The sequence below is a fragment of the Streptomyces sp. NPDC001002 genome (genome assembly GCF_053599215.1).
Genome location: NZ_JBSFLV010000124.1, coordinates 1 through 26,443, shown reverse-complemented (window position 1 = coordinate 26,443; position 26,443 = coordinate 1). Strand labels below are relative to the sequence as shown.

At 71.7% G+C, this 26,443-nt stretch carries 22 protein-coding genes and 1 pseudogene; 16 read left to right on the top strand and 7 right to left on the bottom strand.

What is annotated here, in order from left to right; genetic code table 11:
- Positions 1 to 69: 69 nt before the first annotated feature.
- A complete protein-coding gene (gene ligD, locus ACWDR3_RS37120) occupies positions 70 to 1,095 on the bottom strand; it encodes a non-homologous end-joining DNA ligase (protein ID WP_450356979.1) in 1,026 nt (341 codons plus the stop codon).
- Positions 1,096 to 1,169: 74 nt separating this feature from the next.
- Between ligD and ACWDR3_RS37115 the strand changes: the two genes are divergently transcribed.
- Positions 1,170 to 2,240, top strand: coding sequence for an ATP-dependent DNA ligase (locus ACWDR3_RS37115; protein WP_450356978.1), 1,071 nt, complete (start codon positions 1,170 to 1,172; stop codon positions 2,238 to 2,240).
- A gap of 60 nt (positions 2,241 to 2,300) precedes the next feature.
- Here ACWDR3_RS37115 and ACWDR3_RS37110 read toward each other — a convergent pair whose 3' ends face one another.
- Complete coding sequence (locus tag ACWDR3_RS37110; protein ID WP_450356977.1) at positions 2,301 to 3,818, bottom strand: hypothetical protein; 1,518 nt, start codon at positions 3,816 to 3,818, stop codon at positions 2,301 to 2,303.
- A gap of 213 nt (positions 3,819 to 4,031) precedes the next feature.
- Between ACWDR3_RS37110 and ACWDR3_RS37105 the strand changes: the two genes are divergently transcribed.
- Positions 4,032 to 5,033 (top strand): DUF3048 domain-containing protein, encoded by a 1,002-nt coding sequence (locus ACWDR3_RS37105; RefSeq protein ID WP_450356976.1) that lies wholly within the window; start codon positions 4,032 to 4,034, stop codon positions 5,031 to 5,033.
- A gap of 80 nt (positions 5,034 to 5,113) precedes the next feature.
- Here ACWDR3_RS37105 and ACWDR3_RS37100 read toward each other — a convergent pair whose 3' ends face one another.
- Positions 5,114 to 5,578, bottom strand: coding sequence for a MarR family winged helix-turn-helix transcriptional regulator (locus tag ACWDR3_RS37100; RefSeq protein ID WP_450356975.1), 465 nt, complete (start codon positions 5,576 to 5,578; stop codon positions 5,114 to 5,116).
- Between the two features lie 240 nt (positions 5,579 to 5,818).
- On the opposite strand from ACWDR3_RS37100, the gene ACWDR3_RS37095 reads away from it, so the two are divergent.
- From ACWDR3_RS37095 to ACWDR3_RS37060, 8 genes are all read left to right on the top strand, one after another.
- Positions 5,819 to 6,574, top strand: a complete 756-nt coding sequence (locus ACWDR3_RS37095; RefSeq protein ID WP_450356980.1) for a CoA transferase subunit A — start codon at positions 5,819 to 5,821, stop codon at positions 6,572 to 6,574.
- Positions 6,574 to 7,218 carry a CoA transferase subunit B gene (locus ACWDR3_RS37090; protein WP_450356974.1) on the top strand — a complete coding sequence of 215 codons (645 nt, stop codon included), beginning with the start codon at positions 6,574 to 6,576 and terminating at the stop codon, positions 7,216 to 7,218. The genes ACWDR3_RS37095 and ACWDR3_RS37090 overlap by 1 nt, the downstream gene beginning before the upstream one ends.
- On the top strand, positions 7,215 to 8,420 hold the full coding sequence (locus ACWDR3_RS37085) for a thiolase family protein (protein ID WP_450356973.1): 1,206 nt from the start codon (positions 7,215 to 7,217) through the stop codon (positions 8,418 to 8,420). Before ACWDR3_RS37090 ends, ACWDR3_RS37085 begins: the two co-directional genes overlap by 4 nt.
- A 20-nt stretch (positions 8,421 to 8,440) precedes the next feature.
- Positions 8,441 to 9,214 (top strand): protocatechuate 3,4-dioxygenase subunit beta, encoded by a 774-nt coding sequence (pcaH, locus tag ACWDR3_RS37080; protein ID WP_450356972.1) that lies wholly within the window; start codon positions 8,441 to 8,443, stop codon positions 9,212 to 9,214.
- A gap of 6 nt (positions 9,215 to 9,220) precedes the next feature.
- Entirely contained in the window at positions 9,221 to 9,826 is a 606-nt protein-coding gene (pcaG, locus tag ACWDR3_RS37075; RefSeq protein WP_450356971.1) for a protocatechuate 3,4-dioxygenase subunit alpha, read from the top strand.
- Positions 9,823 to 11,154: a 3-carboxy-cis,cis-muconate cycloisomerase gene (gene pcaB, locus ACWDR3_RS37070; RefSeq protein ID WP_450356970.1), complete on the top strand. Its 1,332-nt coding sequence runs from the start codon at positions 9,823 to 9,825 to the stop codon at positions 11,152 to 11,154. The genes pcaG and pcaB overlap by 4 nt, the downstream gene beginning before the upstream one ends.
- Positions 11,151 to 12,269, top strand: coding sequence for a bifunctional 3-oxoadipate enol-lactonase/4-carboxymuconolactone decarboxylase PcaDC (gene pcaDC / locus ACWDR3_RS37065; RefSeq protein WP_450356969.1), 1,119 nt, complete (start codon positions 11,151 to 11,153; stop codon positions 12,267 to 12,269). The genes pcaB and pcaDC overlap by 4 nt, the downstream gene beginning before the upstream one ends.
- A gap of 79 nt (positions 12,270 to 12,348) precedes the next feature.
- Entirely contained in the window at positions 12,349 to 13,140 is a 792-nt protein-coding gene (locus ACWDR3_RS37060) for an SDR family NAD(P)-dependent oxidoreductase (protein ID WP_450356968.1), read from the top strand.
- 25 nt (positions 13,141 to 13,165) lie between these two features.
- Here ACWDR3_RS37060 and ACWDR3_RS37055 read toward each other — a convergent pair.
- A pseudogene (locus tag ACWDR3_RS37055) lies at positions 13,166 to 15,845 on the bottom strand (ATP-binding protein).
- A 180-nt stretch (positions 15,846 to 16,025) separates the two neighbouring features.
- Between ACWDR3_RS37055 and ACWDR3_RS37050 the strand changes: the two are divergent.
- From ACWDR3_RS37050 to ACWDR3_RS37040, 3 genes are all read left to right on the top strand, one after another.
- On the top strand, positions 16,026 to 17,348 hold the full coding sequence (locus ACWDR3_RS37050) for an MFS transporter (protein WP_450356967.1): 1,323 nt from the start codon (positions 16,026 to 16,028) through the stop codon (positions 17,346 to 17,348).
- Positions 17,339 to 18,493 (top strand): anhydro-N-acetylmuramic acid kinase, encoded by a 1,155-nt coding sequence (locus ACWDR3_RS37045; RefSeq protein WP_450356966.1) that lies wholly within the window; start codon positions 17,339 to 17,341, stop codon positions 18,491 to 18,493. The genes ACWDR3_RS37050 and ACWDR3_RS37045 overlap by 10 nt, the downstream gene beginning before the upstream one ends.
- 126 nt (positions 18,494 to 18,619) lie before the next feature.
- A complete protein-coding gene (locus ACWDR3_RS37040) occupies positions 18,620 to 19,642 on the top strand; it encodes a DUF2510 domain-containing protein (protein ID WP_450356965.1) in 1,023 nt (340 codons plus the stop codon).
- 144 nt (positions 19,643 to 19,786) lie between these two features.
- Here the strand turns inward: ACWDR3_RS37040 and ACWDR3_RS37035 are convergent, their stop codons facing one another.
- Positions 19,787 to 20,401: a TetR/AcrR family transcriptional regulator C-terminal ligand-binding domain-containing protein gene (locus ACWDR3_RS37035; protein ID WP_450356964.1), complete on the bottom strand. Its 615-nt coding sequence runs from the start codon at positions 20,399 to 20,401 to the stop codon at positions 19,787 to 19,789.
- A gap of 223 nt (positions 20,402 to 20,624) precedes the next feature.
- Here ACWDR3_RS37035 and ACWDR3_RS37030 point away from each other — a divergent pair, with 223 nt between their 5' ends.
- Complete coding sequence (locus tag ACWDR3_RS37030) at positions 20,625 to 21,467, top strand: phosphatase PAP2 family protein (RefSeq protein WP_450356963.1); 843 nt, start codon at positions 20,625 to 20,627, stop codon at positions 21,465 to 21,467.
- Positions 21,464 to 22,453, top strand: coding sequence for a hypothetical protein (locus ACWDR3_RS37025; protein WP_450356962.1), 990 nt, complete (start codon positions 21,464 to 21,466; stop codon positions 22,451 to 22,453). Before ACWDR3_RS37030 ends, ACWDR3_RS37025 begins: the two co-directional genes overlap by 4 nt.
- 20 nt (positions 22,454 to 22,473) lie before the next feature.
- Here the strand turns inward: ACWDR3_RS37025 and ACWDR3_RS37020 are convergent, their stop codons facing one another.
- Together ACWDR3_RS37020 and ACWDR3_RS37015 are read right to left on the bottom strand one after the other, a co-directional pair.
- Positions 22,474 to 23,187, bottom strand: a complete 714-nt coding sequence (locus ACWDR3_RS37020; RefSeq protein ID WP_450356961.1) for a phospholipid scramblase-related protein — start codon at positions 23,185 to 23,187, stop codon at positions 22,474 to 22,476.
- A gap of 25 nt (positions 23,188 to 23,212) precedes the next feature.
- On the bottom strand, positions 23,213 to 25,267 hold the full coding sequence (locus ACWDR3_RS37015; protein WP_450356960.1) for a phosphocholine-specific phospholipase C: 2,055 nt from the start codon (positions 25,265 to 25,267) through the stop codon (positions 23,213 to 23,215).
- Positions 25,268 to 25,600: 333 nt separating this feature from the next.
- Here ACWDR3_RS37015 and ACWDR3_RS37010 point away from each other — a divergent pair, with 333 nt between their 5' ends.
- Positions 25,601 to 26,128, top strand: coding sequence for a hypothetical protein (locus ACWDR3_RS37010; protein WP_450356959.1), 528 nt, complete (start codon positions 25,601 to 25,603; stop codon positions 26,126 to 26,128).
- The last annotated feature ends 315 nt before the right edge of the window (positions 26,129 to 26,443 follow it).

The window sequence follows — 26,443 nt, the reverse complement described above, 5'->3', positions numbered from 1 at the left end:
GGCGGACGGCGACAAGATCGTCCAGGCCCCGTCCATCGCGCTCGGCACCCAGGAGGCCGCCGGCCGGGACTACTCGGCCGGCGGCGCCTCCTTCTTCGCCCGGCTCGGCTGCACCCGCTTAGGCTCGCCCGGCATCTTCGGATACTCCGGCGGATAGGGCAGATCGCCGAGCCCGTGATCGTGTTCGTCGCGCCGGGCGAGTTCGAGGAGGGCTTCGAGCGAGAAGCGGTGGTCGTCCATGTCCGCGTGCACGTCGCCGAGTTCGGCGAAGCGCGCCGGCATGGTGGCGATGTCGAAGTCCTGGGGGTGCGCGGTGCCGACCTCGTCCCAGGTCAGGGGCGCGGACACGGGGGCGTGCGGGCGGGGTCGTACCGAATAGGCGGAGGCGATGGTGCGGTCGCGCGCCGTCTGGTTGTAGTCGACGAAGATGCGCTCGCCGCGCTCCTCCTTCCACCACTTGATGGTCACCTGGTCCGGCATCCGGCGCTCCAGCTCACGGCCGACGGCGATGGCGGCGCGGCGGACCTCGGTGAAGGTCCAGTTGGGCTCGATCGGCACGAAGACGTGCAGGCCGCGTCCGCCGGACGTCTTGGGGAAACCCTTCAGACCGCCGAACTCGTCCAGGACGGCGCGGAGTTCGTAGGCGGCGCGGACGGCGTCGTCGAAGTCGGTGCCGGGCTGCGGGTCGAGGTCGATGCGGAGTTCGTCGGGGTGGTCGACGTCGTCGCGGCGGACCGGCCAGGGGTGGAAGGTGAGCGTGCCGTACTGGGCGGCCCACAGCACGGCGGCCTCCTCGGTCGGGCACATCTCGTCGGCGCTGCGACCGCTGGGGAAGGTGATGTGCGCGGTCGGGATCCAGTCGGGCATGTTCTTGGGCGCCCGCTTCTGGAAGAAGTTCTCGCCGGTCACCCCGTCGGGATAGCGCTCCAGGGTGGTGGGGCGGTTGCGCAGGGCGCGCAGGATCCCGGGGCCGACGGCGATGTAGTAGTTCGCCAGGTCCAGCTTGGTGAATCCGCGCTCGGGAAAGAAGATCTTGCTCGGGCTGGACAGCCGGACGGTGCGGCCGCCCGCTTCCAGTTCCACCGCTTCGGCCATGCGGCCACGGTAGGCGCACCTCGGGTCCCACGCACACCGGGCGGCAGGCTTCGTATGGGAGCAGAATCGGAGCCATGGACCTGCCGGTGATGCCACCCGTGAAGCCGATGCTCGCCAAGTCGGTGGCGAGGATCCCGCCGGACATGCAGTACGAGGCGAAGTGGGACGGGTTCCGGGCGATCGTGTTCCGGGACGGGGCCGACGTCGAGCTCGGGAGTCGTACGGGCAAGCCGTTGACCAGGTACTTCCCCGAGCTGGTGGCGGCGCTCGTGGAGCGGTTGCCGCGGCGGTGCGTGCTGGACGGGGAGATCGTCATCGCCCGGGACGGGCGGCTCGACTTCGACGCGCTCACCGAGCGGATCCACCCGGCGGACTCCCGGGTGCGCACCCTCGCCGAGCGGACCCCGGCGTCCTTCGTGGCCTTCGACCTGCTGGCCCTTGCGGACGAGTCGCTGCTCGACGTCCCGCTCGCGGACCGGCGGGCGCTGCTCACCATGGCGCTGGCAGGGGTGTCGCCGCCCGTGCACGTGGCCCCGGCGACCACCGACATCGAGGTGGCGCGGCGCTGGTTCGAGCAGTACGAGGGGGCGGGTCTGGACGGCGTGATCGCCAAGCCGCTCACCGTGCACTACCTCCAGGACGAACGCGCCATGTTCAAGATCAAGCACGAGCGCACGGCGGACGTCGTCGTCGCGGGCTACCGCCTGCACAAGAGCGGCCCGATCGTGGGCTCGCTGCTGCTCGGACTCCACGACGACCAGGGCACCCTCCAGCACGTGGGCGTGTCGGCCGCGTTCCCGATGAAGCGGCGCGCCGAGCTGATCGACGAGCTGGAGCCGCTGCGGATGGAGGACGTCGAGGGCCACCCCTGGGCGGCCTGGGACCAGGAGTCGGCGCACGAGACGGCCCGGCTGCCCGGCGCCCCCAGCCGCTGGTCCGGCAAGAAGGACCTGTCCTGGGTGCCGCTGCGCCCCGAGTGGGTGGCCGAGGTGGCCTACGACCACATGGAGAACGGCGCCCGCTTCCGCCACACCGCTCGCTTCCGCCGCTGGCGCCCGGACCGCACCCCCGAGAGCTGCACGTACGCGCAGCTGGAGGAGCCGGTCGGGTACGACCTCGCGGAGATCTTCGGGCCGCAGGACTGAGGGACGGCGGTCGGGCGCATGGCCGGCAGGCCCGAGCGCTCCCCTGAGTGGGCGGCGCACTCACAGCTGGGGCACGAGATCCGACATCACGGCGAGCGGCAGCGACGGGTTGGCGGCCGCCGCTTCCACCACCTGCCAGTCGTCGTCGGCGAGCAGGTCCACGATGACCGCCACCGGGAGTGCCGGATGCCCCGCGGCTATCGGCCTCGCCTGGTGGTCCGCCAGGCAGGCCAGCAGAGCCCGGGCCGTCGCCCTCCGGTGCCGAGCGATCTCGCGGAACGCCTTCTGCACCGGCGGTTCGTGCCGGGTCAGGTCCTCCAGCAGCGCCGGACTCGCGTCCGGGTTGGTCGCCACCTTGGCCAGGACCCGGACCCCGTGCCGGTCGGCCATGGCCCGCAACTGTGCCTCGGTGAGACCCGGATGCGGCGCGATGGACTTGACCACTTTCGCGTCGGGGTCGGCGGCCAACGCGTCCCGGAACTCGGGCTGCAGATCGCGCCGTTGGGCCACCAGCATGCGCGCGGCCGGGTTCGACGACCGGGCCAACTCCCGAACCTCGGCGGGAGTCGCGGCGGCGATCCGCGGCAGCAGAGTGGCGCCGATCTTGGCGGCATCGGCCAGCCGGACGAGCACGTCGAGCGGCACGTGCTCGTTGTGCGCGAGGCTGCGCCGCACGTCGTGGCCACCGTCGTCGGCCAGCGTGCGGATCAGGTCGTCGTCGATCGCGGGATTCCCGGCGAGGTCGGCCCGGACACCGGGGGTGGGGTCCGCGGCCAGCCGCCGGTACACCTCCGGAGGCAGGTCGGAGCGGGCGGCGAGCGTCCAGCGCAGGATCGTCGAGGGGTGGTCCGCGAAGCCGACGACGGCCTCGGCGGGAGTCGCCGGGTTTCGCAGGGCAGCCTCCTGCAGCTCGTGCACGGCGGACTCGTGGGAGCCGTCGCAGGAGGCGCCCGGCAGCAGATCGCAGTCGGTCCGCGGGCAGTGCGCGTCGTGCACGAACGGCGTCGCCTCGCGGTCGCAGACCAGGCACCGCCGCGCGGGCGGCAGCCCCTCGCCGGTGACGAGCGCCGCCAGTACGTCCGGGGGCGTCGACTCATTGGCCGCCACCGCGCGCCGGACCTCCGCATGCGGATGCTCGGCCAGCCCGGCGGCCGCTTCCGCCGTGGTCCACAGCGCGAGTTCCGCGACCACGCGTACGTCCGAGTCCGCGGCGAGCGCCTCCACCACATCGGCCGGGAGGTCGGCGCAGGCCGCCAGCTTCTCCCTGCGCCGCCGGTCCGGATCCGCGGCGAAGAGGCGCGCCCAGTCCGGGTCACCGGCGCCCTCGTCGAGCAGGGCGAGGGCGGCGAGCGGCTGGGCCACGGGATCCACGTCGGCGGCGGTCAGCCGGCCCTCGTACGCGAGCCGTACACCGCTCTCCTCGACGCGCGAGAGCAGCGCGACCGCCTGCGCACGGCTGAGATCCTCCCGACCGGCGAGGTCCACGGCGATGTCGGCGTCCGCCACCGCGATCAGCCGGTCGACCAGCTCGGACGGCAGGGCCGCGTTGGCGGCGAGCCCGCACAGGACATGGTTCACAGGGGGCATCCTGCCGGGGCCGCGGCCGATCGGCTCGGGATTTTCGAGCCGCTCGCGGCCGGGCACCACGACCGGGCACAGGCCCCCGGCCATCACCACGGACGACGGCCTGCGGCCGATCGGCCCATTCGACGCGCGCAATCGTCATCGAGGGGGTATGCGCAGCTATGAACTTATAAGCGCACAATCGATGACACAGGATGTGGTGCCACGGTGGGCAAGGGACGCACGGCGCGCACACGACGCGCCTCGACGACGGTGGCGCTGCTGGCCGCCACGGTGACGGCGGCGCTCGCGGCCGGCTGCACGGGAACGCACAACCCGGTGGACGACGGTCGCGGACAGCTGCGGACGCCGGTCCCGACCCCCAGCAAGAGTGCCGACGGCAACAAGAACGCCGGCTCCGTACTCGCCGTGAAGATCGACAACGTCCGCGCGGCCCGCCCGCAGACCGGACTGCGCGCCGCCGACGTCGTCTACGCCGAGCAGGTCGAGGGCGGCCTGAGCAGACTGATGGCGGTGTACGCGACCCAGCTGCCGAAGTCGATCGGTCCGGTGCGCAGCGCGCGGGAGTCCGATCTGGAACTGCTGCGCCAGTACGACGACCCGACGCTCGCCTTCTCCGGAGCGCAGCACAAACTGCTGCCGCTGATCGACAAGGCGCCGCTGCGTGCGGTCCCGCCGGGCGACGCATCCAACGGTGCCTACTACCGGGGCACCGACAATGCCGCCCCGCACAACCTCTACCTCCACCCGTCCAAGCTGATGTCCTCCGCCCCGGGCGCCGACGCGCTGACGAACGGTTTCACCTTCGGCGCGGCACCCTCCGGCGGCACGAAGGAGACCTCGCGGACCGTGCGCTACCCGTCCGCCTCCTTCACCTTCAACTGGTCGGCGAACAGCGGCCGTTGGCTGGTCTCGATGGACGGGACGCCGACGGTGACGACCGACGGGAAGCGGGTGGCACCGGCGACGGTCGTCGTGCAGTACGTGAAGGTGCGCACCTCCCGCTTCCACGACGTCCTCGGCAACAACACGCCGTACACCGAGACGGTGGGCTCCGGGACGGCACAGGTACTGCGCGGCGGACGGGCCTACGACGTCGACTGGAAGCGCGCGAACGCCGAGGACGGCACGGAGTTCACGACGAAGGACGGCTCGCCGGTGCACTTCGCCAAGGGGCAGGTGTGGGTGGTGTTCGCGAAGGCGTCCTGACGGGCGGTCGGACCGGATCGCGCCGGATCGAATCGGATCGGGCTGGATCGGATCAGGCCGGGTCGGACCAGTTCTGCCGCTCAGCGCTGTGTCACGAGGGGTTCCGCCGGATTGCGGAGCCCCTCGGCCGCGTCGGCGACCCGCTGGATGAGGTCGCAGAACACCGACTGTTCCGCTGCGGAGAGGGGCGACAGGAAGACGCAGTTCATCCGGGCCGTGCGCACACTCAGCTTCCTGTGGGTGCGCTCGCCCTCGTCGGTGAGGCGGAGCAGGAACCGGCGGCCGTCCTGCGGGTCGCGCACCTTGTCGAGCAGTCCGCGCCGGCCGAGCCGGCTGATCACCTCGGCGATCGTGGACCGGTCGAGGCCCACCCGCTCCCCCACCGTGCGCTGGTCCAGGCCCGGCTCCTCGACGAGCGCGTTGAGGACCGCGAACTGCGGCGAGGTGATCTCCTCCGAGACCATCGTGTTCCACAGCAGGTAGTGCGCCTGCTGCAGCCGCCGGGCCAGATGCCCGGGGTGGGTGGTGAGGTCCAGCGCGGCCATGTCCGCCCCCGAGGTCGAATTGGTTGGTGCACTGACGATACTCGCGCATCCCCGGGTTGTCTCCATGGCTGCGCCACCGCTGACCTCACACTTCTCCCAGCTCTTGACGTCGCACGCGTCCAGTGGCAGCGTGAAGGAAACTTCACCAGGATGCTCAGTGCTCTGATGAACAGTGTTCTGAAGGACAGCGCCCTGGTGGACAGTGCCTGGATGGACTCCGGACGAGATGGAGCTTCGCGGATGGACAAGGTGGTCCCCACAGCCTCCGAGGCGGTGGCCGATGTGCCGGACGGCGCGACGCTCGCGGTCGGCGGCTTCGGCCTGAGCGGCGTGCCGAACGTGCTCATCCAGGCCCTGTACGAGCGCGAGGTCACCGGTCTCGGCGTGGTCTCCAACAACTGCGGCGCGATGGAGTCGGGCCTCGCGGTGCTCCTCGCGGCGGGCCGGATCGCCCGGGTGACGGGCTCGTACATCGGCGGGAACAAGGAGTTCGCGCGCCAGTACCTGGCCGGCGAGCTGGAAGTGGAGCTGATCCCCCAGGGCACGCTGGCCGAACGGCTGCGGGCCGGTGGCGCCGGGATCCCCGCGTTCTACACCCCGGCGGGCGTCGGCACCCAGGTCGCCGATGGCGGACTGCCCTGGCGGTACGACGGTGAGGGCGGGGTCGCGCTCGCCTCGCCACCGAAGGAGGTGCGGGACTTCGACGGCACCGAGTACGTGCTGGAACGGGGCATCCGCACCGACTTCGCGCTCGTGCGGGCGGCGAAGGGCGACCGGCACGGCAACCTGGTCTTCAACAAGTCCACGCGCAACTTCAACCCCCTCGCCGCGATGGCGGGCCGGATCACGATCGCCGAGGTCGAGGAGCTGGTCGAGCCCGGCGAGATCGACCCGGACGCGGTGCATCTGCCCGGGATCTTCGTGCAGCGGGTGGTGGCGCTCACCCCCGAGCAGGCCGCCGACAAGCGGATCGAGCAGCGGACGGTGAGCAGCTGATGGCCTGGACACGCGAACAGATGGCGGCCCGCGCGGCGCGCGAACTTCGGGACGGGCAGTACGTCAATCTCGGCATCGGCCTGCCGACCCTGATCCCGAACTATCTCCCGCCCGGCGTCGAGGTGGTCCTGGAGTCCGAGAACGGCATCCTGGGCACCGGTCCCTACCCGACCGAGGACCAGGTCGACCCGGATCTGATCAACGCCGGCAAGGAGACCGTCACGGTCCTGCCGGGAGCCTCCTTCTTCGACTCGGCGCTGTCCTTCTCGATGATCCGGGGCGGGCACATCGACGTGGCCGTGCTCGGCGCCATGCAGGTGTCGGCCGGCGGTGACCTGGCGAACTGGGCCATCCCCGGCAAGCTGATCACCGGGATCGGCGGGGCGATGGACCTGGTCCACGGCGCCCGCTACGTCATCGTCGTCATGACCCACACCGCCAAGGACGGCTCACCGAAGATCCTCACGGAGTGCGCGCTGCCGCTCACAGGCAAAGCGTGTGTGAACCGAGTCATCACCGACCTGGGCGTGATCGACGTGACCGAGGACGGCCTGGTCCTCGTCGAGACCGCGCCCGGTGTGAGTGTGGACGAGGTCATCGCCAAGACCGACGCGAAACTGACCGTCCCGGAGGTTCTGCTGTGAACTCGGTTTACATCGTCGACGCGGTCCGCACCCCGATCGGCCGTTACAGCGGCGGCCTCGCGAGCGTCCGCCCGGACGACCTCGCCGCCCACGCCATCCGTGAACTCCTCACCCGTACGCCCGACCTGGACCCGGCCCGCATCGAGGACGTCTACCTCGGCAACGCCAACGGCGCCGGCGAGGAGAACCGCAACGTCGCCCGCATGGCAGGACTGCTGGCCGGCCTCCCCACCTCCGTGCCGGGCGTGACCGTCAACCGCCTGTGCGCCTCCGGCCTCGAAGCCGTCATCCAGGCGGCCCGCGCCATCGCGGTGGGCGACGCCTCCATCGCCGTGGCCGGTGGCGTGGAGTCGATGACCCGCGCGCCGTACGTGCTGCCCAAGTCGGAGCGGCCCTTCCCCGCCGGGCACACCGAGCTGTACTCGACCACCCTGGGCTGGCGCATGGTCAACCCGAGGATGAACCCGGAGTGGACCATCCCGCTGGGCGAGTCCGCCGAACTCATCGCCGACAAGCACAAGATCAGCCGCGAGCAGCAGGACGAGTTCGCGCTCGCCAGCCACCAGAAGGCGGCCAAGGCCCAGGCCGAGGGTCTCTTCGACGGCGAGATCACGCCCGTGCCGGTCCCGCAGCGCAAGGGCGACCCGGTCCCCTTCGCCGCCGACGAGTCCGTACGCGCCGACGCCTCCCTGGCCGCCATGGCTCGGCTCCAGCCGTCCTTCCGCACCGAGGGCGGCACGGTCACCGCGGGCAACGCCTCGCCGCTCAACGACGGTGCCGCGGCACTGCTGTTGGTGGACGAGGAGGGCCTCAAGGCGACCGGGCGCGAGCCGCTCGCCCGGGTGTCCGCCACCGGCGTGAACGCAGTCGACCCGCAGTACTTCGGCCTCGCCCCTGTCGAGGCCGTGAACCGCGCGCTCACCAAGGCGGGCAAGGGATTTGACGACCTGTCAGTCCTCGAACTGAACGAGGCCTTCGCCGCCCAGGTGCTCGGATGCGTCGCCGAATGGCCCGAGTTCGACCCGGCGATCCTCAACCCGCAGGGCGGCGCCATCGCGCTGGGCCACCCGCTCGGCGCCTCCGGTGCCCGCCTCGCCGGTACCGTCGCCCACCAACTCGCCCGCAAGGGCACGGGAGTCGGTGTCGCCACCCTCTGCATCGGCGTGGGTCAGGGACTGGCCCTCGTCCTCGAACGCCAGTAACGGAACGCCAGGGAACCCCCATGACTCTCACCCAGCAGGACATCGACCAGGAGATCGCGGCCGAGCACGCCGCCTACGAGAAGCGCGTCGCCGACGGCGCCCCCGTCGAGCACCACCCGCGCCGCGAGTACGCGCCGTACCGCTCCTCAGTGCTGCGGCACCCGAAGCAGCCGCCGGTCGCCATCGACGTCAGCCAGGACCCGGAGCTGGTGGAGCTGCACTCCCCCGCCTTCGGCGACCGCGACATAACGGAGATCGACAACGACCTCACCCGGCACCACCGGGCCGAGCCAATCGGCGAGCGGATCACGGTGTCCGGGCGGCTCCTGGACCGCGAAGGGCGGCCCGTCCGGGGCCAGTTGATCGAGATCTGGCAGGCCAACTCGGCGGGCCGCTACGCGCACCAGCGCGAGCAGCACGACGCCCCGCTGGACCCGAACTTCACCGGCGTCGGCCGCACGATCTCCGACGCCGACGGCGCGTACCGCTTCACCACGATCCAGCCGGGGCCCTACCCCTGGCGCAACCACGTCAACGCCTGGCGGCCGGCGCACATCCACTTCTCGATGTTCGGCACGGCGTTCACGCAGCGGCTCGTGACGCAGATGTACTTCCCCAGCGACCCGCTCTTCCCCTACGACCCGATCATTCAGTCGGTCACGGACGACGCGGCACGCCAGCGGCTGGTCGCGACGTACGACCACAGCCTGTCGGTGCCCGAATTCTCGATGGGCTACCACTGGGACATCGTGCTGGACGGCCCGCACGCCACCTGGATCGAAGAAGGACGCTGACCCGCCATGACGAAGATCGACACGAGCCGTCCGGACGCCGTCCTGCCCACCCCCTCGCACACGGTCGGCCCCTTCTACGGCTACGCGCTGCCCTTCCCCGGCGGCGGTGACATCGCACCCGTCGGCCACCCCGACACGATCACCGTCCAGGGACACGTCTACGACGGCGAGGGCACCCCGCTGCCGGACGCGCTCGTGGAACTGTGGGGCGCCGACCCCGACGGCAACGTGCCGACCGCCAACGGCTCGATCAGGCGCGACCCGGCGACCGGCGGCTATCTGGGCCGCAACGGCGTGGAGTTCACCGGCTGGGGGCGGATCCAGACGGACGCCGACGGTCACTGGTACGCGCGGACCCTGCGGCCGGGGGCGCGCGGGCTGAGCGCGCCGTACATCAGCGTGTGCGTGTTCGCGCGCGGGCTGCTGACGCACCTGTACACCCGGATCTATCTGCCGGGCGACGAGGCCGCGCTGGCCGCCGACCCGCTGCTGTCCCGGGTGCCGGACGAGCGACGCGACACGCTGATCGCCACGGACGGGGGCGACGGCACATACCGTTTCGACATCCGCCTTCAGGGCGAAGGCGAAACGGTCTTCCTGGAGTACCAGTGACTTCTGTCGATCCCGACACCGGCCTGCTCGCCCCCGGGTGGACAGGCTCGCCGGCCGCCTCGGCGACCGACGACACCGCGTACCTGCGGGCGCTGCTCGCCGCCGAGGCCGCCCTGACCCGGGCCCAGGCCTCCCTCGGGCTCGCCCCGGCCAGGGCGGCCGACGCGGTGACGGAGGCGGCCGACACCGACCGCTTCGACACGCGCTCCCTCGCCGAGCGCGCCCGGTCCGGCGGCAACCCGGTCATCCCGCTGGTCGCGGACCTGACGAAGGCGGTCGGCGCGGAGTACGGGCCCTACGTCCACCGGGGCGCGACCAGCCAGGACATCCTGGACACGGCGACGATGCTGGTCGCGACGCGGACGCTGGACCTGGTCCTGGCCGACCTCGGCCGCACCGAGCGAGCCCTGGCCCGGCTGGCAGCCGACCACCGGGACACCCCGATGCCGGGCCGCACCCTCACCCAGCACGCCGTCCCGACGACATTCGGGCTGAAGGCGGCCGGCTGGCGGTCCCTGGTCCTCGACGCACGGGACCGGATCGAGGCGGTACGTGCCGGACTGCCCGCCCAACTCGGCGGCGCGGCCGGGACCTTGGCCGCCTTCACGGCGTACGGCAGCCAGGACCCGTTGGCCCTCGTGGCGGCCTACGCCCGCGAACTCGGCCTGCGCGAACCCGCCCTCCCCTGGCACACCCTGCGCACCCCGATCGCCGATCTCGCCGGGTGTCTCGCCTTCACGGCCGGGGCACTGGGCAAGGCGGCGACGGACGTGCTCACGCTCGCCCGGACCGAGCTCGCCGAGGTCACGGAAGGCAGTGGCGGCGGTTCGTCGGCCATGCCGCACAAGGCCAATCCCGTACGGTCCACGCTGATCGTCGCCGCCGCCCGACGGGCGCCTCAGCTCGCGGCCACGCTGTACGGGTCGCTGGTCGCCGAGGACGAGCGGCCCGCCGGGGCCTGGCATGCCGAGTGGGAGCCGCTGCGGGATCTGCTCCGGCTGGTCGGCGGGGCCGCGCGGGACGCCGCCGAACTGGCCGAGGGGCTGCGGGTCGACGCGGCGGCCATGCGCGAACACCTCGCGCTGACCCATGGGTTGATCGTCTCGGAACGGCTCTCCGCCGAACTGGCCCCCGTGCTCGGCCGGGCCCGCGCCAAGGCTCTGCTCACGGCGGTGGCCGGGCGGACCTACAGCGAGGGCCGCTCGCTCGCCGAACTTCTCGCGGCGGAGCCCGAGTTGAAGGACGTCGACCTCGACGAGCTCACCGACCCCGCCCGCTACACCGGCTCCGCCGGAGCCCTCACCGACCGTGCCCTGGAGCGACGTTGACCGATCTGCTGCTCAACCACCGTGCCGAGGGACCCACTTCCGCTCCCCCGCTGCTGCTCGGGCCCTCGCTGGGCACCTCGTACGCCCTGTGGGACAAGGTCGCGCCCGAGCTGTCGGTCACCCGTCGCGTGGTGCGCTGGGACCTGCCCGGGCACGGCGGTTCGGCCGCCGAGCTGATCAGGAAGGGGGCGACGGTCTCTGACCTGGCCGATCTCGTGCTCGCGCTCGCCGACTCGCTGGGCATCGAGCGGTTCGCGTACGCGGGGGTGTCGCTGGGCGGTGCGGTCGGGCTGCAGCTTGCCGTGGATCACCCGGAGCGCGTCGAGTCGCTGGCGGTGATCTGCTCCTCGGCCCACTTCAACGGCGCCAAGGCCTGGGAGGAACGGGCCGAGCGGGTCCGGCGGGAGGGGCTGGCATGGCTCGTGGAAAGCGCCGACGCCCGTTGGTTCTCAGGTGACTTCACCGTGCCGGAGCTGGTCCGGGACCACGCGGAGGCCGACCCCGAGGGCTATGCCGCCTGCTGTGACGCGCTGGCCGCCTTCGACCTGCGCGACCGGCTCGGCGAGATCTCCGCGCGGACCCTGGCGATCGCCGGCCGCGACGATCCAGCCACCCCGCCCGCGCATCTGCGGGAGATCGCGGACGCGGTGCCGGGCGCGGCGCTGGTGGAGATCCCTGGGGCCTCGCACCTCGCACCGGCGCAGTGCCCCGAGGCCGTCCTCACCGCGCTACGGGCGCATCTCGACGGTGGCGCCAAGCGGGGCATGGAGGTGCGGCGCGAGGTGCTCGGGGACGCGCACGTGGACCGCGCGCAGGCCCGGCAGACTCCCTTCACCGCCCGCTTCCAGGACTTCATCTCGCGCTACGCCTGGGGCGAGATCTGGACCGACCCGACGCTGACCCGCCGCGAGCGCAGCATGATCACGCTCACCGCGCTGGTCGCGCACGGGCACTACGACGAGCTGGCCATGCATGTGCGGGCGGCCCGGCGCAACGGGCTCACCCCCGAGGAGATCGGCGCGGTGCTGCTCCAGACGGCCGTGTACTGCGGGGTCCCTGCGGCGAACTCGGCGTTCGCGACCGCGCAGCGGGTGCTGGCGGAGGAGGACGAGTGAGGGTGGGGAAGGTGTCCCTGGTGGTCGTAGCCCCAGAAGTGCCTCGCACAGGGGCCCGAAGCGTGCCTACTGTGGGGCTATGTCCACCCTTCTGATCACCGGTGCCACCTCCGGCCTCGGCCGCTACCTCGCCTTCGAACTTGTTCGTGCCGGACACCTCGTCCTCGCCCACGGCCGCGACCCGGGCCGTACTGAGCGGCTGGTGCAGGAGTTGCGCACCGAGGGCGACGCCGAGGGGTTCGTCGCCGATCTCGCCTCGCTGGCCCAGGTGCGTGAGCTGGGCGAGCAGGTCGCCGCCGCACATCCCGAGCTGAACGTGCTGATCAACAACGCTGGCGTCGGGGCCGGCGCACCCGGCAGCGGCCGGGAGTTGAGCGTCGACGGCCATGAACTCCGGCTCGCCGTCAACTACTTGGCGCCGGTCGCGCTCACCCGCACTCTGCTGCCCGTACTGCGCGCCGGCTCGCCGGCCCGGATCGTCAACGTCGGCTCGGCGGGACAGGAACCCCTCGACCCCGACGACCCCGAGTTCACGCGTGGCTACGGCGGCTTCGCCGCGTACTGCCGCAGCAAGTTCGCGCTGGCCGCGTACACCTTCACGCTCGCCGAGGAGCTGGCCGGCACGGGTGTCTCGGTGAACGTGCTGCACCCGGCGACCTTCATGGACACGGCGATGGTCCGCGAGGGCGGTGTGACGCCCTGGAACACCGTGGCCGACGGAGCGCCCGGCGTACTGGCCCTGGCCACCCAGGAGTCGGGCACGGGCGGCTACTTCGACGGCACCCGTCCGGCGCGGGCGCACGAGGAGACGTACGACCCGGCGGTGCGCAAGCGGCTGGCGGCGGTGACCGATCAACTGCTGGCACTCTGAGGCCGGATGAGCCGACGTCTGCCGCTCAGCGCAGTCCGCGGCCCGTGTCCAGCACCTCCCGCGCCTTCGTCGCCAGTCCGTCCGCGCCGCACGAACGCGCCAGCGTCAGGCCCCGGTTGAGCTCGGCGACCGAGCGGGCGGCGATGCCGTACTCGACGCGGGCCGCCGCGTGTTCGTACTGGCAGGGCGAGGCCTCCAGATAGGCGACGGCCTGGGCGGCCAGGCGTACCGCGCGCTGGCCGGTCTCCAGGGCGGCGGCGCAGCGCAGGGCCTCGCCGATGGCCGTGTCGGTGCCGAAACGCTCGGCCCGGCGGCGGACGTCGGTGACCAACTGGGCGGCGCGGACCGGGTCTTCGGTGGCGAGCGCGGGGGCGAGGTCGACGGCCCAGGGCACGAGCACCGGGTTGTGGTGGCCGCGGGCGGTGGCGGCCTTCTCGGCCTGCTCCAGTTCGTTGATGGCGTCCTTGGTGCGGCCTACGGCCAGCAGCAGCCGGCCGCGCACCGAGCGCGGGTCGGGCAGCACGATGGTCGAGGGGTACGGCGGTGCGAAGCCGTACTGTTCGGCGATCGCCCAGGCCTCGTCGACATGGCCGCGGGCGAGCAGCACGTCGACCAGGTTGCAGGTCGCCGACCAGTACAGGGGCAGGCCGCGGCCGACGCGCTCGGCCAGCCGCAGCGACTCGCGCAGAGAGGACTCGGCCTCCCGCAGCCGGCCGCGCCTGCGGTGTCCGAGGCCGACGTAGGCGTGCGCCAGGGAGAGGTGGCCGCCGCTCCAGCCGGCCGATTCGTAGGCGCGCAGGGCTTCGTTGTAGAGGGACTCGGCGCGGTCGAGGCGGTCGCTGTAGGCGTAGGAGCCGGCGAGCATCATCAGCAGCTCGATGCCCCACTCGGTGTCGGTCCAGCCGAGGCCGGGTGCGAGGCGGCCGTTGACGAGGGCGCGGTCGCACAGCTCGACGACCTCCTCCGCGTTCTCGCCGTGGGTCATCGCGTCGAAGCCGCGCAGGATGAGCAGGGCGCGCTCGGAGTTGTCGCGGCCGGTGCAGGTCGCGACGAGTGCGGCGAGCTGCTCGGAGCGTCCGGGTGAGCTGGTCTCGCCGGCGTGGATGCCCTCCCACATGAAGTGCACGGCCTGCAGCCGCAGTCGGGCGGGGCCGTCCTCGTGCCGGGCGGTCTCCGCCTCGACCGTGCGGACGGCCTCGTCCAACTGGTCGTTGTGGAGCAGCGCTTGGGAAAGGCGGTAGACGGCCTCCACGCGGGTGTCGCTGTCGAGGCCCGGCATCGCGAGGGCCGTCTGGAGGTGCGCGATGGTCCGGGCGGGCGCGGTGAGCAGGGTGGCGCAGCCGAGTTCGTAGAGGACGGAGGCGTGGACCGTGGCCACGGGCGGCTCCACCAGGGCGCGTTCCAGGCAGCGGCGGGCCGCGTCGGGGGCGCCGACGGCGAGGTGTTCGCGAGCGGCCTCGCGCAGTTGCTCGACGAGTTCCTCGTCGCTGTCCGGGTGCACCTGGAGGAGATGGCGCGAGGCCATGGCGGCGCCGAATCCGTAGTCGGTGACGACCTTGGCGGCGATGCCGTGCATGGCGGTGCACAGGGCGTCGGGGATGGAGTTGTAGACGGCCGTGGCGATCAGCGGGTGGACGAACTCCAGGTCGCCGTCGCCCACTTGGTGGCTCGCCGGGTCGGGTTCGGTGAGGATGCGGGCGGAGCGCAGGAGGTCGGCGCAGCGCGAGGCGTTCTCGTACTCCAGGGTGGCGAGCCTGGCTACCAGGCCGACGGAGATGCCGGTGCCGAGGATGGCGGCCGCCCAGGCGAACCGGGTGGCGTCGATGCCGAGTTCCTCCAGGCGGGCGACGAGTCCGCCGCCGCGGGCGGAGCGGTTGAGGGCGCGCAGTTCGGCGGCGGCGCCCTCGGTCGGTTCCAGGTCGCTGTCCTGCACCTTGGCGAGGAGTTCGACGGTCTCGTACGGGTTGCCGCCGGTGACGGCCCAGACCTCGCGGCAGAACGGGGCGTCCGCGTGCGGGCCCAGGGTGGCGCGGGTGAGTCCGGCGGTGGCGTCCGGGGTCAGGGCGCTGAGGTCGTCGAGGGGGCGGCCCGCGGCGGCGACCGTGTCGAGGTGGCGGGCGCTCTCGCCGGAGACCTCGCCGGGGCGGTGGGCCACGACGAGCAGCACGGAGAGGTCGTCGAGGCGCTCGGCGAAGGCGGCGAGCCAGCGCAGGGTCTCCTGGTCGGCCCAGTGGGCGTCGTCGATCAGCAGCACGAGGGGCCAGTCGCGCCGGGCCAGCCGGCGCACCGCGGCGACCAGTCCGTCGCACACGCCCTGCGGGTCGGCCTGACGCTCGCCCGGCTCCGCGATGCCGAGGGCGGGTCCGGCGATGTCGAACCAGTCGCCGAGGTACTCGCGGGCCTCCTCCGGCATCAGCGACAGCAGCGCGGGCTGCAGCAGTTGCCGTACGACGTTGAAGGGGACGGACCGCAGGGTCTCGCCGCCGCGGGCCGCCCATACCGTGCAGCCGCGGCGCTCGGCGATGCGGCGGGTCTCCGCGAGCAGCGCGGTCTTGCCGATGCCGGCCTCGCCCCGGACCACCAGCAGGCTGCCCGCGCTCACGTTGTTCGACTGCAGGGTGTCGAGCGCGCTCGACCGCGGCGACTTCTTCCTCGCGCTCCCAGAGGGGGTCCGAGGCGGCCTCCATGGGCCCTACCTCCGTCATCCCGCTACCTCCCCAAGTCGCCCGAACGACGTACAGCCCTTGAGCGTAGCCGCACGAATGCCGAAGTGGAGGCGGGTCCGGGCAGCTGTTGCCGTGACGGGTGACGGCGGGTTCGCGCGGTCGACGCGTCGGCACGGTGACCTGCCTGTGTTGAAGTGACAGACAGTCAAAGGCGTTCAAATGACAGTGATTTTCGGACAACGCCCCACGGCGAGGGGCTCGGCTGCGCTACGGGCGCTGGCGGCGGGGTCGGTTGGCAACTTCGTCGAGTGGTACGAGTTCGGGGTCTACGGCTGTTTCGCGACCGTCATCGCCGCGCGCTTCTTCACGCCGGTGGGCGGTGGTGAGGCGGAGGCACTGGTGCGGACGTACGCGTCGTTCGCGCTGGCGTTCTTCTTCCGGCCCGTCGGCGCGGCCGTGTTCGGGCGCCTTGGCGACCGGATCGGCCGCCGTCCGGTGCTGATCCTGGTGATCGTGCTGATGACGGGCGCGACCACGCTGATCGGCGCGCTGCCGACGTACGCGACCGCGGGCGCTGTCGCGCCGTGGCTGCTGACCTTTCTGCGGGTGGTCCAAGGGCTGTCCGCGGGTGGGGAGTTCGGGGGTGCGGTGGCGGTGATGACGGAGTTCGCGCCGCCGGGCCGGCGGGGGTTGTACGGGTCGTGGCAGTCGTTCACGGTGGCGCTGGGACTGCTGGCCGGTGCGGGTGTGGCGGCGGTACTGGGCGGTCTGCTGACGGAGTCTCAACTGCACGACTGGGGCTGGCGGTTGCCGTTCCTGCTGACGCTGCCGATGGGGCTCGCGGCGCTCGGGCTCAGGCTGCGGCTGGACGAGACACCGGAGTTCGTGCGGGAGGCGGCGACCGTGCGACCTCCTCCGCGTGAGGTGGCCGGCGCGATCGCCCTGGGGGCGGGGCGGGTCATGGGCTGGGCGGCGGCCGGGTACACGTTCCTGGTCGTGCTGCCGTCCTATCTGCAGAGCACGCTGAACGCGTCCTTCCAGCAGGCGCTGCTCGCCACCGCGCTGGCCAACCTGGGGTTCGCGGCCACGATCCTGCCGGCGGGCGCGCTGAGCGACCGGATCGGGCGGCGGGCGGTGATGCTGACGGGCGCGCTGCTCGTGGTGGTCCTCGCACTGCCGCTGCTCAACCTCCTTCAGGACAGGGCGACTTCGGACGCGGTGAAGGGGGCGGCGCTGTTCGGCGCGGGCGCGGTGGTGGGGCTGATGGCGGGGCCGGGTCCCGCGATGCTCGCCGAACTCTTCCCGACGACCGTGCGCCATACGGGCCTGGGACTCGCCTACGCCCTGTCGAATGCCGTGTTCTCGGGCTGCGCCGGGCTCATCATCACGGAAACCGTGGAGCGCACGGGGAACGTCGACATTCCTGGGTACTACGCGGCGGTGACCTGTGCGGTGAGTGTGCTGGCGCTGGCCAGGAAGCCGAAGAGGAACACAGCGGAGAAACACGGTGGAGAGAAAGGCGAGTTGAACGGATGCGGGTGATCGGCCTGATGTCGGGCACGTCCTACGACGCCATCGACGCGGCGGCGGCCGAGCTGAGCCTCGTCGACGACAGCCTCGTACTGAAGCCGCTCGGGATGGTGAGCGAGCCGTACGACGAGGATCTGCGGGAGGCGCTCGCGAACGCCCTGCCACCGGGGACCTGCTCACTGGCCGAGGTGTGCCGGCTCGACACCCGGATCGGGCAGGCCTTCGCGGCGGCGGCTGTGCGGGCGGATCGCGAACTGTGCGACGGGAGCGCCGAGTTGGTGGCCTCGCACGGACAGACCGTCTTCCACTGGGTCGAGGGCGCCACCGTCCACGGCACGCTCCAGCTCGGGCAGCCGGCCTGGATCGCCGAGGCGACCGGGCTGCCGGTGGTCGCCGACTTCCGGCCGCGGGACATCGCCGCGGGCGGTCAGGGCGCGCCCCTGGTCAGCCTGTTCGACCTGCTGTGGCTGCGCGGCCGCCCCGGCACGCCCGTCGCGCTGAACATCGGCGGCATCGCCAACCTCACCGCACCCGACGGGACCGCCTTCGACACGGGTCCCGGGTGCGCACTGATCGACGCGGCGGCGAGCGGGTTCAGCGGCGGGCGGTTCGCGTACGACGTCGACGGGGCGGTGGCCGCCCGCGGCAGCGTGCACGAGCCGCTGTTGCGCCGGCTGCTGGCGGAGCCGTACTACGGACTGCCCGCGCCGAAGACGACGGGCAAGGAGCTGTTCCACCTCGGGTATCTGCGGGACGCGCTCGCGGGGTTCGGGACGCTGCGGGCCGAGGACGTGGTCGCCACGCTCACCCGTCTGACGGCCGAGACGGTCGCGGACGCGGTGCACTCCGTGGACGGCACCGAGGTCATCGCCTCGGGCGGCGGCATCCGCAACCCGACGCTCATGGAGATGCTGGCGCGACGGCTGCCCGGAGTGCCGGTACGCACCTCCGACGAACTGGGCCTCCCCTCGGACGCGAAAGAGGCGTACGCCTTCGCCGTACTCGGTTTCCTGACCGCGCACGGCCTGCCCGGCACCGATCCGGTCAGCACGGGCGCGCGGCACGCGAGCGTGCTCGGGTCGATCACGCCGGGGCGGGCGGGGTGGCGACTGCCGGCTGCGGGGGCGCGGGCGCCGGTGCGGTTGGTGGTGGCCTGAGGGGGTGGTCCGGAGCCGGGGCAGAACATGTTGCGGAGGCTGTGTCCCGAGGTCCCGGACCGTCTTCGTGTCCGGAAGGCGGGGTCCTCTCATCCCGCTTTCACTGACGCCTCATACGGTGGGGACATGACGCAGGTGACTCCTCCCGGGTGGTATCCCGATCCCGGGCAGACAAGTGAGGGTCCCGCCGCCGAGCGCTGGTGGGACGGCAAGGCATGGACGGACCAGACCCGCCCCGCGGGCTCGGCCGCCGAATGGGGTCCCACGGCTCAGGCGCCGACGGTCGCGGGGTATCCGGTGCAGCCGGGTTACCCGGCCTATCCGGCGTATCCCGGGCAGCCGCCGGCGCCCCCGCGGCGCGGGTTGCGCACGGGCATAGCCGTCGCGGTCGCCGTCGCGGTGCTCGCCGCCATCGGTGTGGGCGTATGGGCGCTGACCGGCGACGACGGCTCGAACGGCGGTACCGCGCAACAGGGCCCGGGCACCGCCGGCGGGCAGAACGGCGGCGGTCAGGGCGGCCCGTTCGGCGGCGACGGCGGCTCCGGTGGGTCCGGCGGCAGCGGCGGATCCGGCGGTGGCACTCCCGCGCCCGGCCCGAGCCAGTCCGAGGCGCCGAAGATCGAGAGCGGCTCGGTGACCGACTCGATCAGCGGGATCAGCATCCCGATCCCGAAGGACTGGTACGGCCAGGCGATCTCGGTCGGCGCGCAGGTGACGTCCAACGACTCCTACAAGTGCCCCGGCGACACCTCGCAGTCCTGCACCAAGGGCGGCGCCTACTCGGCACCCGCCCAGGCGCTGGGCACCGCGGGGACCACGGCCGAGGCGGTCGCCAAGGCCGACATCTCGACGAACGCGAACGAGTCGTACGGCGGCAAGACCTACGGTTCGATCACCTCGCACGACGTGCTGGCCTCCAAGGCCGTCACGGTGGCCGGGCAGAAGGGCTATCTGGTCCGCTGGAAGGCGGTCACCAGCAAGGGCGCCGACGGCTACGTCGAGTCGCTCGCCTTCCCCGCGCCCGCCAACCCGAAGCTGATCGTCGTGATCCGCTTCGGCGTCGACGTCGGCGAGAAACAGAGCGTCATCGACGACATCACCAAGGGCATCAAGGTGTCCACCGGAAGCGGCGACGGCCAGACCGTCTGAACCGCCCCGGACATGGATCGGCCGGGCAGGGCCCCCTCCGCTCAAGAGAGGCCCCGCCCGGCCGGGGTTACGCGCCGCCCCCGTCCCCACGGTGCGGCGCGAGCAGGCCACCGTCCAGTCATCCCGTGGACGGCGACCTGATTCTCAGGTGAGGCCGAGTGTCGGTAGCACGGCGGCCTCCACGAAACGGACGAGATACTCGGGGTCGGCGTCCTCGCCCTCCAGGACGGGCCGCGCCCGCATCACACCGAACATCTGCGCCGGCACATACGGCAGCGCCGGATGGTCGGCGGCGACCTCACCCCGCTCCACACCACGCCGCAGAATGCCCTGCATCGCGCAGATCTCGGGGTCGACGAGCGCCTCGCGCAGGGCCTGTTGGAGCTCGGGGTCCTGGGTGATGGCGTGGCCGAGCGCCGAGAGGAGCTTGGTGTCCTTGTGTCCCCACTGCGCGGCGGCCCGCGCGACCTGGCGCAGATCCTCGGCGAGTGAGCCGGTGTCGATGCCGTCGAAGCGCACCTTGCGGCCCGAGCGCAGCGCCGCCGCCACGAACTGGGGCTTGGTCCGCCACTGACGGTAGAGCGTCGACTTGCTGCAGCGCGTGCTCGCGGCGACGCCCTCCATGGTCACGGAGTCGTACCCGCACTCGCGGACCTGTTCGAGCACGGCGTCGAAGAACTCCTGCTCACGCTCCCGCGTGATCTTGGAGCGGCGCGAGGCGGCGACCGTCTCCGGTTCTTCCGCGGCCTGCGACGTCATCGGCTCTTCTCCTCGCTCCGGTCTCGCGGTCCCCCGTCCGGGGGCCGGTTATTCCAGTGTGCAGCACTTTCTTGGTGTGAAGAACATCTATCGATACGCCAGTGTACCGGTACTCATTCGTATCGGTACACTGGCGTATCGGTACGGCGACGTATCGATGAGTTCCGGCCGCGGCCGGAGTCTCATACCGCACCACCACACGCACCAGCGAAAGGGCCGGGGGATGAATGCCCGCACCGAGCCTGCAGAAGGGGAGACCGACGCGATAGCGCGGCCTCCGGTCGTCCGTGAGCTCCTGCTCGTCGCAGGACTCTTCCTCGTCTACAAGTTCGGCCGGCAGCTGGCCACGGGCCACACCGGTGAGGCTCTCCACAACGCGACCCGCGTGTGGGACCTGGAACGGACGCTCCATCTCCCCGGCGAGGGCTCCGTGCAGTCCCTGCTGCTGCACGGCGACGACCTGGCCCAGATCGCGAACACCTACTACGCGACGGTCCACTTCCCGGCCACCGCGGCCTTCCTGGTCTGGCTCTATCTGCGGCGCCCCGCGCACTACGTGTGGGCCCGCCGGGTCCTGGCCACGGTCACCTCGGCCGCCCTGGTGCTCCCCTTCGTCTTCCCGCTGGCGCCGCCGCGGATGCTGGCCGCGACCGGCCTCGTCGACACCGCGCGCGTGTACGGGCCCTCGGTCTACGGCCCGCCCTCCTCCGACCACCTGTCGAACCAGTTCGCGGCGATGCCCTCGCTGCACTTCGGCTGGGCCCTGATGGTGGCCGTCGGCCTGATCGCCGCCACCCGCACGCGCTGGCGCTGGCTGTGGCTGCTGCACCCGCTGGTCACCCTGATGGTGATCGTGGGGACCGCGAACCACTACTGGCTCGACGCGATCGTGGCGACCGCCATGCTCGGCGCCGCACTCGCCCTGATCCACCGGCCGCAGCGCACGGCGACGACCGCCGGGCGCGGCGCGGAGGGCACGAAGAAGCTCGTACCGGCCGAAGGATCGGCCGGATCACAGACCTCCTCGTCGACCGACGAGAACGTCCTGGTCGGAGCGGGCCGATGAGCGCCACCGCCGTCGCCGTCGTCCTGTCCCTCTTCTCCGCCGTCGCCTACGCGGCCGCCGCTGTCGCCCAGGAGCGACTGGCCTCCCGCCACCCCGGCTCGGGCCTGGTGCGGCTGCTCGGCTCGACCGCCTGGTGGTGGTCGGTGCTGCTCAACGCGTCCGCCGCGCTGCTGCACGTGGTCGCCCTCAAGTACGGTCCGCTGACCGTGGTCCAGCCGCTCGGCGCGCTCACGCTCGTCGCCGCGGTGCCGATGGGGGCGCGGATCGCCGGCCGCAAGGTCAGTTCCGTGGAGTGGCGGGGTACTGCCCTGACGTTGCTTGGTCTGTCCGCGATCCTCGTGACCGCGTCCGGGCAGGCGCCGGAGACGGTGCTGAGCGTGCCCGAGGCGGTGGGGGTCGCGGGTGTCACGGCGACGCTCATCGGCATGCTGGCGTGGCCGGGTGCCCGGCCGGGGCTGCGGCACGCGAGCGCGTCCGGCTTCGCCTCAGGTGTCGCCTCCGCGCTCACCCAGACCGTGACGGTGGCCGCGACGGACCGTTCGGGTCCGCTGCTGAGCTGGCAGGTGATCGGGGTGGCGCTGCTGGTCGCGGCCTTCGCGACGGGCGGGCTGCTGCTGTCGCAGACCGCCTACCGGGGCGGCCTCGGCGCACCGCTGGCCGTGGTGACACTGGCCAATCCGGTGGCCGCCGCGGCGATCGGACTCGCGCTGCTCGGCGAACGGCTGCAGGGCGGGGCGGCGGGTGTGCTGCTGGCCCTCGCGGGTGCGGGCCTCGCGTCCTGGGGTGTCGTGCTGCTCACCCGGGCGACGCCCGAGGCGCTCGCCGCGGACAAGTACACGGACAAGTACGCGGACAGCTATCCCGTACCGGCCGTCGACGACGAGCACCCGGTTGCGGCCGTACTGGCTCTGAAGCCCGAAACGGCGTCCCAGGAACCGGCGTTGGTGCCCCGCCAACCAGAACCGGGGCACCTCACCGCGCTCTGATCGCCGTACCGGAACGGCGATCAGCCGAGGCCGCTCTCGCCCTGCTTCAGGGCCGTGTCCACGGTGAGGGCCGCCGCGACGACCAGACTCAGCAGGGGTTCGGGCAACTGGTGGTGGATCTGCAGGGCGTAGTGGTCCGCGGCCGTGAACGCCGTCCGGGCCAGGCCCTCCCAGGACTTGGAGATCCGGGCGACCTCGCGGTCGTAGTCGTCGACGACCGAGAAGTTCCAGGCCTGCCGGTTCTCCGCCCTGATCGCGCCGATCAGCTGGTACTCGGGCGTGAGGAGCGCGAAGTCGATCCCCTCGGCCTCCTCCTGCTGGACGATCTCGCCGACGGGCGTCCCGTCCGGACGGGTCACGGTGACCTGCGGCCTGAGGAGCTTCGCCGGCCGGGACAGCAGCAACTGCGACTGTCCGTCCGCGTCCCGGATCTCCAGCCGGTGGTTGAGGAACCCGTCGAGGCCGGAGCGGAAGCGGAGCGCCGTCTTCAGCGTGCTCTGTACGACCTCCGTGACCGAACCGATCCCGGTGCCGTGCTGATCCATGACCTTGTACTCGTTGGCCGGCTCGGCCTGTTCGGTCAGCTCGATCCGCTCGGCCTTCCGGCCGACCACCAGGACCGGCTCCGTGAAGAGCGCGCAGCCGGGGCCGCTGTACGCGACCCCGGCGTGCTGGGGCGTCTCCTGGGCGGCCGGTGTCTGCGAATCGTCCGGGACGTTCCGATCAGTGGTCACCGGCGCACAGTACCCCGCGCCCTTCTCACCTCGTGATGATCGCCGGGTCGCTCACACCGGGGCGGCCGTTCTCCACGTGTCCGGCGAAGCGGCGCAGGAACGCCGTGTCCGTCTCGGACGTGACCGTCAGGTCGTACCACCGCTTGCTCGCCGCGAGGTCGACCGTGTGGTGCACGGTGGCTCCGGGGCGCACGCTGAACGTCCGCGGGTGGCAGCCGTAGCCGCCGGACAGCTTCAACTTGGCCGTGCGGGAGCCCTTGTTGGTGAAGGTCAGCTCGACGTCGTCGCCGGTGTGCCGGGCGGTGACCTCGGGGCCCGCGGTCTTGTTCGACCCCTTGAAGGTGCGCAGGAAGCCGTTGGGGCCGTGCACGGTGAGGTCGTACGAGCCGTTCGAGTACGCCGAGTTCCAGGTGTCGGAGACGGTCTTGCCGGCCTCGGTGGTGTAGCTCCAGGGGCCGTCGGTGCGGTTGCCGGAGGTGACCAGGAAGGCGGCGCCGGCCTTGCTGCCGGAGGCGAAGCTCAGCGTGAACTTGCCGGCCGTCGCGTCCACCGAACCGTCCACGCGCGGGGCGTACTTGAGCGGACGGGCCAGGCGCAGACCGCGCTCCTGCTTGGGCAGGACACCCTTGGCAGGCGGGGTCGGAACATAGTCCGGGTGGCGGACCTTGTCCGGCGGCTCGTAGCCGTCGGTGTCGGGCAGGGCGACCGGTTTGGTGTCCTTGTCCGAGAAGTCGAAGGCTGCGGTCAGGTCTCCGCAGACGGCCCGCCGCCAGGGCGAGATGTTGGGCTCGTGGACGCCGAAGCGGCGCTCCATGAACCGGATGATCGAGGTGTGGTCGAGCGTCTCGGAGCAGACGAAGCCGCCCTTGCTCCAGGGCGAGACGACCAGCATCGGCACGCGCTGACCGAGTCCGTAGGGGCCGGCCGGGTGGCCGCTGTCGCCCGCGAACAGGTCGAGCGTGGGGTCGATCGTCGACTTGCCCTGCGCGGCGGAGCCGGCCGGGAACGGCGGGACCAGGTGGTCGAAGAAGCCGTCGTTCTCGTCGTAGGTGATGAACAGCGCCGTCTTGCCCCACACCTTGGGGTCGGCGGTGAGCGCGTCCAGGACCTGGGAGACGTACCAAGCGCCGTAATTGGCGGGCCAGTTGGGGTGCTCGGTGAAGGCCTCGGGGGCGACGATCCAGGAGATCTTGGGCAGCTTGCCGCCCTTGACGTCGGCCTTCAGCTGGTCGAAGAAGCCCTCGCCCTTGGTGGCGTCGGTGCCGGTGCGGGCCTTGTCGTAGAGCGGGTCGCCGGGCTTGGCGTTGCGGTACTGGTTGAAGTACAGCAGCGAGTTGTCGCCGTAGTTGCCGCGGTAGGCGTCGTCGATCCAGCCCCAGCCGCCGGCCGCGTCGAGGCCGTCGCCGACGTCCTGGTAGATCTTCCAGGAGACGCCGGCCTGCTCCAGGCGCTCGGGGTAGGTGGTCCAGCTGTAGCCGACCTCGTCGTTGCCGAGGACCGGGCCGCCGCCCTTGCCGTCGTTGCCCGTGTAACCCGTCCACATGTAGTAGCGGTTGGGGTCCGTCGAGCCGATGAACGAGCAGTGGTAGGCGTCGCAGATGGTGAAGGAGTCGGCGAGCGCGTAGTGGAACGGGATGTCGTCGCGGTTCAGGTACGCCATCGTCGTGGAGCCCTTGGACGGCACCCACTTGTCGTACTTGCCCGCGTTGAAGGCGGCGTGGCCGTCGTTCCAGCCGTGCGGGAGGTCCTGGATGAAGGCGAGGCCCAGGTCGTCGGCGTCGGGGTGGAAGGGCAGGATCTCCTTGCCGGAGCTGTCCTTCTGGTGCCACACGGACGTGCCGTTCGGCCAGGTCACCGGGCGCGGGTCGCCGAAGCCCCGGACGCCCCTGAGCGAGCCGAAGTAGTGGTCGAACGAGCGGTTCTCCTGCATCAGGACGACGATGTGCTCGACGTCCTCGATCGACCCCGTGCGGTGGTTCGCGGGCAGTGCCGCGGCGCGCTCGATGCTGCTGGAGAGCGCGGTGAAGGCCGTGGTGGCGCCCGCGAGTTGGAGGAATCTGCGCCGGTTGACTTCGGGCATGGGGAAGGGCCTCTCCTCTGGAACATTACGGAATCCGCGCGCTGCGAGTTTTGCAAGGGCGCCGAACGTCAGGGAAGGGTCGGGTGTCGCCGATGTGAAACTCGGCGGTACGTGAGGTGTGTTGGCAAAGAACGTCCCATGGTGACAACAGTGGGAAATTCGCCAATTACGCCCGGCCACCGTCGAGCACGGCCGACCGCGGCCAGCCACGAAGCACCACGTGACGAAGCGTTTACAACGCCTTCACAAGACATGCACTTTTGGCCGACCTGAGTGCCCGCTGTGCTTCGCGGGGCAGACGGGGCGCGGGGCCTCTGCCTAGCCTCCCGAGCCATGAGATCCACACTGCTGAGACGCCTCGGCCTCACCGCCGTACTCGCCCTCGCCCTCGCCGTGTTCGGCCTGACCCCCAGCGCGAGCGCGGCCCCGGCCGCCCAGGCCGACGTGACCTTCTCGACCGACAGCGCGACCACCACGCCCGGCGGCACGGTGAACCTGTCGATGACGCTCACCAACAACCACACCTACGACGTCTGGTTCGTGTACCAGACGATCGACCCGACCTGGCTGACCACCCAGCGCCCCGACCTGAAGTACAGCTTCACCGGGTGCACGCTGGCCACCGCCACCGGCTCCACCCCGTGCTCGGGCACCGGCCCCGCCAACCTCGGCACCAACTACGGCGCGACCATCCCGCCCGGTCAGAGCCGTACCGTGACCCTGACGCTGCAGATCGCCGCCGACTCCGGCTGCAACGGCAACATCGGCTTCTACTCGTACTACTACATCGAGTTCAGCGACAGCACGAACCTCAGCGGCGGCCCGGCCTACACGCCCGAGACCCGGGTGCTCTGCGCCTGACGGCCCCGCACACCCGACGCTCGCGCACGGCGGTCGGCCCGCGTCGGCCGGCCGCCGTCCGTATCGCGAGACCCGGGTGGTCCAAATCCGGACGAGATCGGAAAGACGCGGCGCGTCCCGGTCGACCGGTCGACCGACCGGCGGAGCGGGCCGTTCCTCTCCGGTGATCGATCCCGGACCAGCAGACAGGGGCCTCGATACGCTTCCGCGGCCTACCGGACTCCCGTTCTGCGGGCGCTTGTTCGGCCGTCGCGACGACCGAATGGACGCCTCACTTTTCCGTCACGTTTCGCAGCACTTGGAGTCCTCGGCCTT